At 61.8% G+C, this 14,088-nt stretch carries 13 protein-coding genes; 8 read left to right on the forward strand and 5 right to left on the reverse strand.

The features are described 5' to 3' along the window. Positions 1-65: 65 nt before the first annotated feature. Positions 66-623, forward strand: coding sequence for an OmpA family protein (locus EJ079_RS24625; protein ID WP_127810402.1), 558 nt, complete (start codon positions 66-68; stop codon positions 621-623). Between the two features lie 155 nt (positions 624-778). Beyond that, positions 779-1,246 carry a DUF1203 domain-containing protein gene (locus EJ079_RS24630; RefSeq protein WP_127273685.1) on the forward strand — a complete coding sequence of 156 codons (468 nt, stop codon included), beginning with the start codon at positions 779-781 and terminating at the stop codon, positions 1,244-1,246. Positions 1,247-1,480: 234 nt separating this feature from the next. Here EJ079_RS24630 and EJ079_RS24635 read toward each other — a convergent pair whose 3' ends face one another. Then, the gene (locus EJ079_RS24635) at positions 1,481-2,788 is read right to left on the reverse strand and encodes an outer membrane beta-barrel protein (RefSeq protein ID WP_127810403.1); all 1,308 of its coding nucleotides are present in this window, start codon (positions 2,786-2,788) and stop codon (positions 1,481-1,483) included. A gap of 206 nt (positions 2,789-2,994) precedes the next feature. Continuing rightward, positions 2,995-4,110, reverse strand: a complete 1,116-nt coding sequence (gene ald / locus EJ079_RS24640) for an alanine dehydrogenase (protein ID WP_023812057.1) — start codon at positions 4,108-4,110, stop codon at positions 2,995-2,997. 155 nt (positions 4,111-4,265) lie between these two features. Between ald and EJ079_RS24645 the strand changes: the two genes are divergently transcribed. Next, positions 4,266-4,739 carry an Lrp/AsnC family transcriptional regulator gene (locus EJ079_RS24645; RefSeq protein ID WP_127269076.1) on the forward strand — a complete coding sequence of 158 codons (474 nt, stop codon included), beginning with the start codon at positions 4,266-4,268 and terminating at the stop codon, positions 4,737-4,739. Between the two features lie 145 nt (positions 4,740-4,884). Here the strand turns inward: EJ079_RS24645 and EJ079_RS24650 are convergent, their stop codons facing one another. After that, positions 4,885-5,538, reverse strand: a complete 654-nt coding sequence (locus EJ079_RS24650) for a 5-formyltetrahydrofolate cyclo-ligase (RefSeq protein WP_127810404.1) — start codon at positions 5,536-5,538, stop codon at positions 4,885-4,887. Between the two features lie 163 nt (positions 5,539-5,701). Here EJ079_RS24650 and EJ079_RS24655 point away from each other — a divergent pair, with 163 nt between their 5' ends. Further along, positions 5,702-6,967 (forward strand): NAD(P)/FAD-dependent oxidoreductase, encoded by a 1,266-nt coding sequence (locus EJ079_RS24655; RefSeq protein WP_127810405.1) that lies wholly within the window; start codon positions 5,702-5,704, stop codon positions 6,965-6,967. 146 nt (positions 6,968-7,113) lie between these two features. Then, positions 7,114-9,090, forward strand: a complete 1,977-nt coding sequence (locus EJ079_RS24660) for a bifunctional 2',3'-cyclic-nucleotide 2'-phosphodiesterase/3'-nucleotidase (protein WP_127810406.1) — start codon at positions 7,114-7,116, stop codon at positions 9,088-9,090. 33 nt (positions 9,091-9,123) lie between these two features. On the opposite strand, the gene EJ079_RS24665 is transcribed toward EJ079_RS24660, so the two are convergent. Both EJ079_RS24665 and EJ079_RS24670 read right to left on the reverse strand, forming a co-directional pair. Further along, entirely contained in the window at positions 9,124-10,122 is a 999-nt protein-coding gene (locus EJ079_RS24665; protein ID WP_127810407.1) for a glycerophosphodiester phosphodiesterase family protein, read from the reverse strand. Between the two features lie 121 nt (positions 10,123-10,243). Then, positions 10,244-11,500: a cyclopropane-fatty-acyl-phospholipid synthase family protein gene (locus EJ079_RS24670; protein ID WP_127811396.1), complete on the reverse strand. Its 1,257-nt coding sequence runs from the start codon at positions 11,498-11,500 to the stop codon at positions 10,244-10,246. 557 nt (positions 11,501-12,057) lie between these two features. Between EJ079_RS24670 and EJ079_RS24675 the strand changes: the two genes are divergently transcribed. The 3 genes from EJ079_RS24675 to kdsA form a co-directional block, all read left to right on the forward strand. Then, positions 12,058-12,348, forward strand: a complete 291-nt coding sequence (locus EJ079_RS24675; RefSeq protein ID WP_127323248.1) for a Dabb family protein — start codon at positions 12,058-12,060, stop codon at positions 12,346-12,348. Positions 12,349-12,460: 112 nt separating this feature from the next. Then, entirely contained in the window at positions 12,461-13,351 is an 891-nt protein-coding gene (locus EJ079_RS24680; RefSeq protein WP_127810408.1) for a VOC family protein, read from the forward strand. Continuing rightward, positions 13,348-14,088: 3-deoxy-8-phosphooctulonate synthase (gene kdsA / locus EJ079_RS24685; RefSeq protein ID WP_245481726.1), on the forward strand; the 741-nt coding region annotated here is incomplete at its 3' end. The genes EJ079_RS24680 and kdsA, both read left to right, overlap by 4 nt.

A 14,088-nucleotide genomic window follows, 5' to 3' on the forward strand; every position in this document is an offset into this window, starting at 1 on the left:
CTTCAGGCTGTTTTTGGCATGTTGCCGGCACCATCAATGCGGCCAAGGCCGAAGGAGACGAAGACATGCTGACCCGCCGTACACTTGCCGCCGCGCTGATCGCGGCAATTGCCATGCCAAGCCTGGCCGCAGCCCAGGCGACAACGCCTTCGGCCGCGACGATCGAGCGGAAGCTCGAGGCGGCGCCGCGGGTGAAATTGCGGCCGGACGAGCGCGTCACCATCCGCGAATTCAAGCGGCGCCCGGATTTGCGCCGCATGGCCCGCTCGATCGATATCCAGTCGATCAACTTCGCCTTCGGTTCGGCGGCTATTGCCAACTCGCAATACGACAAGATCGAGACCATTGCCGACGCGCTGCGGCGCATCCTGCGCCGCGATCGCGGCGCCCGGGTGCTGATCGAGGGCCACACCGACGCCGTCGGCTCCTTCCAGTCGAATCAGGCTCTGTCCGAACAGCGCGCCGCTTCGCTCAAGCGCACATTGGTGCGCGAATTCGGCGTGCCGGGTCATGCTCTCGAGACAGTCGGCTATGGCGAAGAGTTTTTGCTGGTGCAGACGCAGAACGAAAACTGGCAGAATCGCCGGGTGACACTGCGCCGCTTCGACGATTTCATCCGTTGAGCCGCAGCTCTGAATTTTAGTTAGCCGGCGCCTTCGACGGGACTTGATGAGAGCCGGTCGCCGACGGGCGACCGGCTCTTCGATATCTGGCAGGAATCGGGTGGCGGCGAGAGTTCAAAGGGATAATTTCCGGTAGACCACACCGGAGATTTTCCATGACCATCCAGTTCAAAGCTTTGCCGACCGAAGGTGTCAGGACGCTGCAGCGCGGCGGGATCGATGCTTATGGTCAAATGCCCGAGCGAAAGATCTCCGACGGTGACGGCATGCCTTGCCGGCATTGCTTGAAGAACATCGCCGCCGGCGATGCCTATCTTGTTCTGGCGTACCGGCCATTCCCGCAGCTTCAGCCCTATGCTGAAACGGGGCCGATCTTCCTGCATGGCGAGGAATGCGACCGCGCTGCCGAGAGCGAGGCGCTGCCCGAGATTCTCGAAAGCCCCGACTACATCGTGCGCGGCTATGGCAGGGATGATCGCATCGTCTATGGCAGCGGCGGCGTCATCCCGACCACGGCAATTGCTGCACGGGCCGAGACGCTGTTCGAACGCGACGAGATCGCCTACGTCCATGTCCGTTCGGCGCGCAACAATTGCTACCAGTGCCGCATCGAGCGCGCTTGAGGCTGAGACTAGCCGCTGGAAACAGTTGTCGTACTGCCGTCGCATATGCGCGATAGAAAGCCATTGTCGATCGATTTGCCGACCGCGGATGAACCGGCGGTAAATCTCGACATCGAGGAAGCGGGGCTTTGGCTCCGCTTTTTTGTTGCCTGCGTTTGGCGCGGAAAGATTCGAGCAATAAAAAAAGCCCGCCGGCATGGCCGACGGGCTGCAACTGTTTGGCTGGAGGGCCTTTTAGTTGAACTTGTACTTCGCGCCGAGACGCACGGTGTGGAAAGAGGAAGTCGAGGTAAGGGTGTCGTCGGGTGCGCCGAATTCCGAAGAAAAGTCCTTCTCGGCGAACTGCGAATAGCGATATTCGAGGCCAACGGTGACATTGCTGGACAGAGCCGTTTCAAGGCCGCCACCAACCGAGAAACCGCTGGAACCCCAGTCGAGAATGTCGCCGATCGGGTCGGAAGCGTTCAGATCGAAATGCTGCCAGCTGTAGCCGGCAAGCGCATAGGCAAGGGTCGATTCGTTCATCTTCATGCCGACGCGGCCCAACACATCGAACCCATAGTCTGTATCGACGTTGATCGATCCGCCGCCGAGCTCCAGTTCGGAAGTCATGCCGGAGTAGCGTGCATCGACCATGACGCCTGCGACCCAGCTGCCGAAGTCATGATCGTAGCCGACGTTCAGTTCACCAAAGGCACCTTCGCCACCGAGACCATTGAATTCCAGGCCGCCGAGCGGCGGAACGTTGATTTGGTGCACGGACGCACCGGCACCACTAGCGCCGCCGATATAGAATCCGGTCCAGTTGTAGGCTGGCGTCTCGAATGCAGCGCCGCCGCCGTTCTGGGCACCGAACCGGTAATTGGCTGCGATCTGGAAAGTATGGCGCGAGGTGTCAAGATTCAGGAGACCGTCCGGAACCCCGACAATGCCAGCCTCGGAAAGAAGATCGTCCTTGGTCCCGAAGCCCGTATAGCGATACTCAGTCTTGATCGTCCAATTGCTGTTGATGGCCGTTTCGATGCCACCTCCGACAAAATACCCGCTCTGATCCCAATCAAAGTCGAAGCCGGCGTTCGTATCGAGCTTGTACTTCTGCCAGGAATAGCCACCCAGCACGTAGCCCAGAGTGTTCGGCGTCAAGAGGTAGCCGAGACGCAGGCCAGCGTCGAAACCGTAGGTTTCCTTGATCGAAGCGTCGAACCCCGTAATGTCCAGCGTGGTCTTGATGTTGCCCACGTGAGCGTCCAGCAGACCGCCGATGAGGAACCGGGGCGAGACCATATAGTCATAGCCAACCGTCAGCTCACCATAGACGCCTTCGCCACCAATGCCGTTCAGCGAGATTGGAATAAAATCGCTGCCGAGCTCGTGTACGTTGGCACCGGCACCGACGCCAAAACCAACGTAGAGGCCGCTCCAGTTAAAGCCGGCAGCTTCTTCTACCGGCTGGACGACATCTGCTGCATGAGCAGCAGACATCAAAGCCACAGCAGAAACAGCACCAAGAAGAAAAGATTTCGCGGATGTGCGAATGAACATATGCCCGTACCCCAATGAGTAAACCCGGAATGTCTCTAGCAGGGAGTCGGCCGGTACGGGAATGACAAATATGCAACAATGATGAGCAAAGTGCCGTTGCGTCACATCTTTCGACGCCATGCTTTGCCTGAAAAACAGGCTCGCAAGAAAAAACCCGCCGGCATGGAACCGGCGGGCTGGATTGAAAGGAGCTGTTTTCGCGAAAATCAGGCGGCGAGAACGGCTTTCGGCTCGACCAGTTCGTAGCCGAGCGCCTCGGCGACTGCCCGGTTGGTGATCTTGCCCTTGTGGACATTGAGGCCGTTGCGCAGGTGATGATCGTCGACCAGCGCCTTCAGGCCCTTGTCGGCGAGCTGCAGGCCGTAGTGAAGCGTCGCGTTGTTGAGCGCGTGGGCCGAAGTGACCGGCACGGCACCAGGCATGTTGGCGACGCAATAGTGGATGACGCCGTCGACCTCATAGGTCGGCTCGGCATGAGTGGTGGCGTGCGAGGTCTCGAAGCAGCCGCCCTGGTCGATGGCGACGTCGACCAGCACCGAGCCTTTCTTCATGCCCGACAGCATTTCGCGCGAAACCAGTTTTGGCGCCGCGGCACCCGGGATCAGCACCGCGCCGACGACGATGTCGGCTGAAAAACACTCTTCTTCCAGCGCCTCGACAGTCGAGTAACGGGTGTGGACGCGGCCGGCGAAGAGGTCGTCGAGCTGGCGCAGGCGCGGGATCGAGCGGTCGATGATGGTGACGTCGGCGCCAAGGCCGGCCGCCATCCTGGCCGCGTGCAGGCCGACGACGCCACCGCCGAGCACGGTGACCTTACCGGGCAGCACGCCGGGCACGCCGCCGAGTAGCACGCCGCGGCCGCCATTGGCCTTCTGCAGCGCCGTGGCGCCGGCCTGGATCGACAGGCGTCCGGCAACTTCCGACATCGGCGCCAGCAACGGCAGGCCGCCACGGTCGTCGGTCACGGTCTCGTAGGCGATTGCCGTCACGCCGGACGCAAGCAGGCCCTTGGTCTGCTCCGGATCCGGAGCAAGGTGAAGGTAGGTGTACAGGATCTGGCCTTCGCGAAGCTGCGCCCATTCGCTGGGCTGCGGCTCCTTGACCTTGACGATCATGTCCGACCTGGCGAACACCTCGGCGGCCGTCTTGGCAATCGTGGCGCCGGCGGCGCGATAGGCGTTGTCATCGGCGCCGATGCCGGCACCGGCCCCGGTCTCAACCAGCACTTCGTGGCCATGGGCGACATATTCGCGGACCGAGCCGGGGGTGAGGCCGACGCGGTATTCGTGGTTCTTGATTTCCTTGGGGCAGCCGACGCGCATTTTCTTCTCCTGATCCGGCCCTTTGGGCTCGTTCCCTGTATGGATGGAGTGAACCACGAATCGTTGCGCAGGTGTTTGCGAATGCGCTTGCGCCAACCGGCAGGTTTCGATAATCGTTGCGCGAAATAGCTGGATATTCGCAGGATTCACGAAAAATGCGGCTCGACAGGATTGATATCGCCATTCTCGAGGCTTTGCAGAAGGATGGCAGGATACCCAATGCGGCACTGGCCGAGAAGGTCGGCCTGTCGCAGTCGGCCTGTTCGCGCCGGCTCGACAATCTGGAGAAATCCGGAACCATCCGCGGCTATCATGCCCGGCTTTCCAATGCAGCACTCGGCCACCAGATGACGGCGATCGTGCACATATCGCTGTCGGGACAGTTCGAGAAGACGCTCTCGGATTTCGAGGCGGCGATCAAACGCTGCCCGAACGTGCTGTCCTGTCACCTGATGTCGGGCGAGTACGACTACATCCTGCGGATCGCGGCGAAGGATCTCGTCGACTATGAGCGCATCCACAAGGAATGGCTGTCGGCGATGCCGCACGTGACCAAGATCAATTCGTCCTTTGCGCTACGCGAAATCGTCGACAGGACCGCCATGGGCATGAAGCCGGAAATGGCCTAGGCTGCGTTGATATTCAGGTGATGCCGGCCTGCAAATGGTAGCTCCATGCGCTTCCGGTGCTCGCGTACGAAAAGTACGCTCCGCTCCCGTTCTCGGAAGCGACCATTTTCGACTCGGCCTGACCTGAATCTCAGCACAGCCTGGACTAGCTGGCCTCCGTTACCACCCGATCCATCGGGATATCGTGCGGCTGCGGGTAGATGGTCGCGATGCGTTGCAGCTCGTAGCCGACGCCGATGACCAGCGGCTTGAACGGCATCGCTGCCAGCGTGCGGTCGAAGAAGCCGCCGCCATAACCCAGGCGGTAGTTCTGGGGATCGATGCCGACGATCGGCGAGATGACGATGTCCGGCAGCACCGGATCGCCCTCGGCCGGCATCGGGATGTTCCAGACACCTTTCTCCAGCCGGTCGCCCGCTTTGTAGGCGCGGAAGATCAGCGGCTGCCCCTTCTCGATGACGATGGGCAGGGCGGTGCGGCCGCCGCGTTCGTTTATGGACGCCATCCAAGGCCGCAAATCCGGCTCGCCGCGAAACGGCCAGTAAAGACTGACCATGCGCCCGGCGATCTCGCCAATGATCGCGTCGAGGCCATCGGCGATGCGTTGCGACATTACCGCTCGCGCGTCGGCCGAAACGGCGAGACGCGCAGCGATCAGCCGTTCGCGTTCGGCCTTGCGCCAGCGTCTCACATCGATCCAGTCGCTCGAAGGCGCACGGAATTCCGGATCGAGCTCGTGCATGAAACAGGGCGGCGAAGAATACTGCGCCGGAGCATCGTCGTCACGATCGTTGGCCATGCCTCACCTCATCGCGTGTTCGATGACGCTATACCTCGCGATACGATACAACATGTGCATTCACGACATGGAACGACGAGTCTCGGGCACCGTCCATCTGTTGTTGCATTGCACAAAAATACCTACATCCAGGACAGGCAATCTTGCCATCGGGGTGAACGAAATGAATGAAGCCAGGCATCATGTCGTCGTTGTCGGCGCGGGTTTCGGCGGTCTCGAGTTCACCCGTGCACTTGCTGGCGCTCCCGTGCGCATCACCATGATCGACAAGCGCAACCATCACCTCTTCCAGCCGCTGCTCTACCAGGTGGCGACGACGGCGCTGGCCACCTCCGAGGTTGCCTGGCCGATCCGCCACCTCCTGCGCAAGCGCAAGGATGTGACGACGCTGCTCGCCAATGTCACCGGTGTCGACCGCGCCGGCAAGCGCGTGCTGCTCGATGACAGCAGCGCGGTCGCCTACGACACGCTGGTGCTCGCCACCGGGGCCCGCCACGCCTATTTCGGCCACGACGAATGGGAGCCTTTCGCCCCGGGCCTGAAGACGCTGGAGGACGCCACCAGCATTCGGCGGCGAATTCTGCTGGCCTTCGAGCAGGCCGAGCGGGAGACCGATCCGGCCAAACGCCGGGCGTTGCTGACCATTGCGATCGTCGGCGGCGGGCCGACCGGCGTCGAGCTTGCCGGCACCATCATCGAGCTGGCGCATGACACGCTGCGCGGCGAATTCCGCAACATCGACGCGCGGCAGACGCGTGTGGTGCTGATCGAGGCCGGCGACCGCATTCTGGCCAATTTCGCACCGAAACTTTCCGACTATGCCAGCAAAGCGCTCGAGCGGCTCGGTGTGACGGTCGAGCTTGGCCGGGCCGTCACGCGCTGCGACGCCGAAGGTGTTGTGTTTGGCGATAAGCAACTGGCAGCCCGAACGATCCTGTGGGCAGCCGGCGTTGCCGCTTCGCCGGCCGCTGAATGGCTGGGAGCGAAGGCGGACCGCGCGGGCAGGGTGCTGGTCGAGCCCGATCTGACTGTATCTGGCAGCCCGGAGATTTTCGTCATCGGCGACGCCGCCCTTGTGCTGCGGCCCGATGGCCGGCCGGTGCCCGGCGTCGCGCCTTCCGCCAAGCAGGAGGGCCGACATGTTGCGGCCACCATCAAGGCCAGGCTCGGCGGCGACACGACCGCGCGTCCTTTCCACTACAGGCATGCCGGCGATCTCGCCACGATCGGCAAGCGCGCCGCGGTGATCGATTTCGGCTGGCTCAAGCTGACCGGCCGGGCGGCCTGGTGGCTGTGGGGAGTGGCGCACATCTATTTCCTGATCGGTTTTCGCAACCGGCTTGCGGTTTCGCTGAGCTGGCTATGGATTTACGCGACAGGCCAGCGCAGCGCGCGGCTGATCACCCAAGGCGACGACGACAAGGGCTGATTTCCTCGCCCCGATCGTTCATCGGCACGTCATCCGTTGCTGATCGAGTGGCGGCTTCATGCGCGCGACTTGTTGAATGGACTTAAGCAGGTTTCAGAGCGAAGTTCGCTTCGGGGCAGGGCTTGTCAGTTGTCGAAGGAGAAAACATGTCGCAACTGCTCCATCCCATATCCCGCCGCGATCTCCTTGCGGGCGCCGCCGCAGGGGCACTGATCATGCTGCATCCGTTCTCCGCCCGCGCTCAAGCCAACCAGGCCCATCTCCGGATCATGGAGACCACCGACATCCATGTGAACGTGCTGCCTTACGATTACTACGCCGACAAAACGAACGACACGCTGGGCCTGTCGCGCACGGCGTCTCTCATCGATGCTGTGCGCAAGGAAGCCGTGAATTCGATGCTGATCGACAATGGCGACCTGCTGCAGGGCAATCCGATGGGCGACTACATCGCCTATGAGAAGGGGCTGAAGGACGGCGACCTGCATCCGATCATGAAAGGCATGAACCTGCTTGGCTACGAGTGCTCGACGCTGGGCAACCACGAGTTCAACTACGGCCTGTCGTTCCTGGATAAGGTGCTGGCCGGCGCCAATTTTCCCTTCGTCTGCGCCAATTTGATCCGCGGCACCGAGCTTGCCGCGAACCCGCGCGACGACAAGCTCTATCTCAAGCCCTATGTCATCCTCGACAAGAAGATCAAGGACGGTTCGGGCGCCGAGCAGCCGATCAGGGTCGGCATCATCGGCTTCGTGCCGCCGCAGATCATGGTCTGGGATCTCAAGAACCTCGAGGGCAACGTCAAGACGCGCGACATCGTCGAGGCGGCCAAGGCCTGGGTGCCGCAGATGAAGGAGGAGGGCGCCGACATCGTCCTTGCGCTCTCGCATTCCGGCATCGACGTGAAGCAGGGCGACATGATGGAGAACGCCTCGTTCTTCGTCGCCGGCGTCGACGGCATCGATGCGGTGTTCACCGGCCACCAGCATCTGGTGTTCCCCGGCAAGAAGGATTTCCAGTCGCTCGACGGTGTCGACACGCAAAAGGGCACGCTGCAGGGCAAACCCGCCGTCATGGGCGGTTTCTGGGGCTCGCATATGGGGCTGATCGACCTGATGCTGGAGCGTGACGGGTCGAAATGGAAGGTCGTTTCAGCCACCTCCGAAGCGCGGCCGATCTTCGAACGCCTCGACAACAAGAACAAGCCGACTGTCCCGGACGACAAGCGCATCATCGCGGCCCTCGAACAGGACCACCAGGCGACGCTGGCCTATGTGCGGCGTCCCGTCGGCAAGACCTCCGCGCCGCTTTATTCCTATTTCGCGCTGGTCGCCGACGATCCGTCGGTGCAGGTCGTCAGCCAGGCGCAGACCTGGTACCTCCGGGATATCCTCAAGAACACGCAATGGAAGGATGTGCCGCTGCTGTCGGCGGCCGCGCCGTTCAAGGCCGGCGGGCGCAACGGCGCCGACTACTATACCGACGTGCCGGCGGGCGACATCGCCATCAAGAACGTTGCCGACCTCTATCTCTATCCCAACACCGTGCGTGCCGTCGAAATCACCGGTGCGCAGGTTAAGGAATGGCTGGAAATGTCGGCCGGCATCTTCAACCGGATCGAGCCTGATAAGGCCGACCAGGCCCTCATCAACACTGATTTTCCGTCCTACAATTTCGACGTCATCGACGGCGTCACCTACAAGATCGATCTGTCGCAGCCGTCGAAATACGATGCCAAGGGCGGGCTGGCCAACGCTGGCGCCAATCGCATCGTCGACCTGAGTTTCGATGGGAAGCCAATTGATCGCAATCAGAAATTCGTCGTTGCGACCAACAATTACCGGGCTGGCGGCGGCGGCAATTTCCCCGACATCAATGCCTCGAAGATCATCTACGAGGCGCCGGACACCAATCGCGATGTCATCGTCCGCTATATCGTCAGCGAGGGCACGATCAATCCGTCGGCGGACGACAACTGGTCGTTCGCACCGCTGCCTGGAGCCAGCGCCGTCTTCGAAACCGGCCCCAGGGCCAAGGATTTCATCGCGCAGGTGAAATCGCTGAAGATCGAACCGGCGGGCGAGGGCGAGGCGGGCTTCGCGAAATACCGCATCCTGCTTTGAAGGGTAGCTTCGAGGCGGCTCGATCCAAGCCCCTTACGGCGTGGATTGATCCGAGCCGAAACGTTCCTTGATGTCAGGCATGACGAGATCCAGCGCATCCGTGGAAATGCTGCCGGAATAGCCGTCCGGCAGTTGCTTGATCAGTTCGGGATCGTCGAGCCCTTGCGAAAAGTCGCCGCCGGAATAAGGGCCGAGCAGATAGACGCGGCTGTCGACTCCTTGCATGCGATCGAGAAACCGGTTCGGCCACCCCCACATCCATTTCGCGACGTTGACGGGGATGAGCAAGGTGCCTTTGCGGCAGGCATCCGGAACGTAGCCGGTCCAGCCAATTGCGGCATAGCGCAGGATGCATTGCGTCAGCGATGCGCGGCTTAGCGTATGCATGTCCGGCAGCGCAGCCTTGACCGCGGCAATCGGCTTGTCGCCGCCATAGACCGAGAGATAACCGCGCTCGGCTGGTGCCAGCGTGGCAAGCCATGCGGCCAGCTTTTCGCCTTCGCCCGGATCGTTGCTCTTGACGTTGATGTTGAAGCGGCGGGCCGGGAAGTGCGTCAGAACCTCATCCAGGGATGGCATCATGCCGATACCTTTGCCGCGGAATGGAAAGGTCTTGCCGCCATCCGCCGTATAGCCATAGCCGACATCGAGGGCCTTCAACTCGGCCATGGAATGGCTGCGCGTTTCTCCCGTGCCTTCCGTGCGGCAATCCAGCGTCCAGTCATGGAAGACGGCGAACTTGCCGTCCGTCGTCGGGTGAACATCCAGTTCGAGCGCGTCGGCGCCCAGCGCAAAGGCGGCCTCCATCGAGGGAATTGTGTTTTCGAGGTAGCCATGGCGCGGCGGCAACATGTGACTGGCGGTACAAGTCTGTCCTGTCATGCCTGCGCGCAAATAGTCCTGGGCAAGGCCGCGATGGGCAAGCATCTCCGGCTTGCCGGCGGGGCGATTCGATAACAGCGAGGTGTTGTTGAGCCAGATGCCCACCGCAGCGACAACAATGACGCCGAAGAAGATCGTCCGTCTGCGCATCAGGTGATTTCCGATTCGTCCGTCCTGCGCGGCATTCTGCTTCGCGATCGGACTTTTTGACGGCGACGACGCGGCTATGTCGCGATCATGCTCGACATAGACCGTTCAAGAGCGTGTCGGCTTACGCCCTGTAGACCACCTGGCGCACGTCGATGTAGCTGGCGCGGAAGCCAGCCTCGCAATAGTGCAGGTAGAACTCCCAGAGCTTCTTGAAGCGGTCGTCGAAGCCGAGCGGGACGATCTTTTCCCATGACGCCCAGAATCGGTGGCGCCACTCGGCAAGCGTGCGCGCGTAGTCGTCCGGAAACACGCGCTCGCGCAGATGGGCAAGGCCATGATCCTTGCCGAGCGCCTTCAGAATCGACGGCGTCGGCAGCATGCCGCCCGGGAAGACGTAGCGCTGGATGAAATCCGGCCTTGCGCGATAGGTGTCGTAGGCGGCTTCGTTGATGGTGATGATCTGCAGGCCGGCGGTGCCGCCAGGCCTCAGACAGGCCTTCATCTTGCCGAAAAACACCGGCCAGTATTTCTCGCCGACCGCCTCGAACATCTCGATCGAGGCGATGCGGTCATAGGTGCCGGTCTCGTCGCGATAATCCTGCAGCTTGATGTCGACCTTGTCGGCAAGACCAGCCCTGGCGATGCGAGCCGTGGCAAAATCGTGCTGCTCGCGGCTGATCGTCAGCCCGGTCACGCGGCAGCCGATCTCGCGCGCCGCGAATTCGGCGAAGCCACCCCAGCCGCAACCGATTTCCAGCACATGGTCCTTCGGACCGATCCCTGTATCCTTCGCCAGAGCGCGATATTTGGCGGCCTGGGCGCCTTCCAGGTCGTTGGCACCGGTCGTGTAGAGCGCCGAGGAATAGGTCATGCTCGGATCGAGCCATTCCTTGTAGAAGGCGTTGCCGAGGTCGTAATGCGCCGAGATATTGCGTTTCGAACCGGTGCGCGTGTTCTGGTTGAACCAGTGGCGGATGCGCTGGACGGTGTTGATCAGCCAACTGGTGCCGCCCGCGATACGCTCGCCAATGACCGAATTGACCACGAACAGCTCCAGGAAGCTGGTCACATCAGGGCTTTCCCAATCGCCGTCCATATAGGATTCGGCAACACCGATCGTGCCGCCGGAAAAGGCGCGGCCGGGCAAGCGCCAATTCTTCAGCACCAGTTCGGCATCTGGGCCAGGTCCCTTGCCGCCGACGAGCACGGCACGGCCGTCCGGCAGCCTCACCCTGAGCGAACCGCGAGGCAGGTTCATCGCCGCCGACAGCACCATGCGCGCTTTCGCCGGCAGACCTTTGACGATCTCCGCGAAGTTGAATTCATCGAGCCTGACCGCGTCGCTCAATGCTACGCCAACATGTTCCTTTTGCGCCATCTCATGCCCCTGGATTTCCGCGGTGTCGGCGCAAATTGCCGGGCCACGGTTCTCTTGGATCATTCGCCAGCTTCGAACGCCGCCGCGACCGGTTCGTCGGCGAGCGGGCTCGAACGAAGTGCGCGCCCCCTACCAGAGCTTCAGCGCTTCCCGGTGAATCCGTGCGACAATCTTCCACGTCATGCGGGGAAACTTCAAGGGGCAGGCTGCAAGCGGGGCTGTGCCAAGCAGATTGCTCCCGCCGGCGGGCATCTGTGCCTGTGCACAGCCAAGGCGCAGCGCGTCAAAAAACGCCTATGACCGCAGAATTCCTTGTGCGATAGATTTAGCCATGCGTTATGTAATCGTCATTGCCGCCATCGCATTTTTTTTGATCTGGGATGGCATGTACAATCAGGGCCGCTATCTCGACACCGCTGTGAGAGAGCTTAGTCATGTTGTGCGATATGTTACCAGCAAAGCTTAACTCCAGTGGCAGCAGCCGCGACATCCTTGTCGATTGACGCCAACGTCCTGCCGTCACAAAAGACCCCGGCACTTTGATCGAGGAGGCGGGGTTGATCCGGCATATCGTTTTCTTCAGCGCGCGGCGAAAAGAGGATGTCGAGGCTGTGCGCACCGGCTTGCTGGCGCTCGGCGACATTCCTCATTCCAGCCTGTTCGAGGTCACGCTCAACACCAAGGTGGATCCGCTGTCGGATGAGGTCGATGTGGTTGTCTATGCGGAGTTCGTCGATGACGCCGCGCTGGCCGCCTACAAGGCGCACCCGCTCTACGCGCAGACCACCAGCAAGGTCAAACCGATGCGTGAACTGCGCTATTCCGCCGATGTAGTCGCGGGGAGCTGATCGAACCTTGCTCCAGGGGCGCCTTTCGACGTCCGGTGAATTGACGGGCGAACTGGCCGGTATTGCGATCAAGTCTTGAACGGCTTTGCGGAATGATGCACATCGCGCCTGCATGACCAAAACCGCAGCCGCAGGCACCCATCCGCTCGATCATCTGGTGCTCCCGACGCACAGCCTCGATGTGGCGCGAGCCCGGCTCACCGCGCTTGGCTTCGTCGTTGCCCCGACCGGAATCCATCCGTTCGGAACGGAAAACTGCTGTGTTTTCCTGGCCGACGGCACCTATCTCGAACCTTTGGCGGTCGGCGACGAGCAGGTGGCGGCAAAGGCTATCGCAGACGGCAATGTCTTCGTCGCGCGTGATCGCGCCTATCGCGACAGCAACGGCGACGAGGGATTTTCCGCCATTGTTCTAGGCACGGGCAATGCCGATGCCGACCATGCACGCTATGTCGATGCCGGCATCTCGGCGGGAGACATGCTGGGTTTTTCGCGCGCCTTCACCGACCCTGCCGGCAAAAGCGACATCGCGTCGTTCAAGCTCGCCTTTGCGGCCGGAGCCGAAGCCACGGACGCCTTTCTGTTTGCCTGCGAGCGGGTCAACGCGCCTGATGTGGATCGCACGGCTTTGCAGGCCCACGCCAACGGCGCGACCGGAATTGTCGAGATCTTGGCGGTCAGCGATGCGCCCGGAAAGCAGCATGGGCTGATTTCCGTGGCGGTGGATGATCCGGCCGCCGACGGGCAGGGCGGCATTTTTCCCTTGCCGAATGCGGATTTGAGCGTGCTTGACCGCGCGGCTTTCACCGCGCGCTTCGGCCTGCCGGCCGGCGCGCCGACAGATCTACGCTTCGCAGCGGTGGTCTTTTCGGTCCGGAACGCCGATGTGACATCGAGGCTGCTTGCAGCCAATTCCGTCCTACACAATATAGCGGGCAATGATATCGTCGTGCGGCGTGCACCCGGACAGGGCGCGGCCTTTATCTTCCGGGAGATCCCATGAGCAAGCCGCAAGCGTCCAATTCGATGGCGCCCAATTCGTCTGTAGCCGTCGGCAATGTCGTCTTCGACAACAGGGCGGCTTTGTCCCTGATCGCCGGCCCGTGCCAGTTTGAATCGCGCCAGCATGCCTTCGACATGGCCGGCGCACTGAAGGAACTGACCGGCAGGCTCGGCATAGGCCTCGTCTACAAGACCAGCTACGACAAGGCCAACCGCACCTCGCTGTCGGCGACGCGCGGCGCCGGCATGGACGCAGCCCTTCCCGTCTTCGACGAACTGCGCAAGGAATTTTCGCTCCCCGTGCTGACCGATGTCCACACCGAGGAGCAGTGCGCCATCGTCGCGCCGCATGTCGATGTCCTGCAGATTCCGGCTTTCCTGTCGCGCCAGACCGACATGCTGGTCGCCGCGGCGAAAACCGGCAAGGTGATCAATGTGAAGAAGGGGCAGTTCCTCGCCCCCTGGGACATGAAGAACGTCGTCGCCAAGATCACCGGTTCCGGCAATGCCAATGTGCTGACCACCGAGCGCGGCGCCTCCTTCGGCTACAACACGCTGGTCTCCGACATGCGCGCTCTTCCCATCATGGCCGAGATCGGCGCGCCGGTGATCTTCGATGCCACCCATTCGGTGCAGCAACCGGGCGGGCAGGGCGGCATTTTTCCCTTGCCGAATGCGGATTTGAGCGTGCTTGACCGCGCGGCTTTCACCGCGCGCTTCGGCCTGCCGGCCGGCGCG

Origin of the sequence: Mesorhizobium sp. M7A.F.Ce.TU.012.03.2.1 (assembly GCF_004006095.1) — a bacterium.
Taxonomy (GTDB): Bacteria; Pseudomonadota; Alphaproteobacteria; order Rhizobiales; family Rhizobiaceae; genus Mesorhizobium.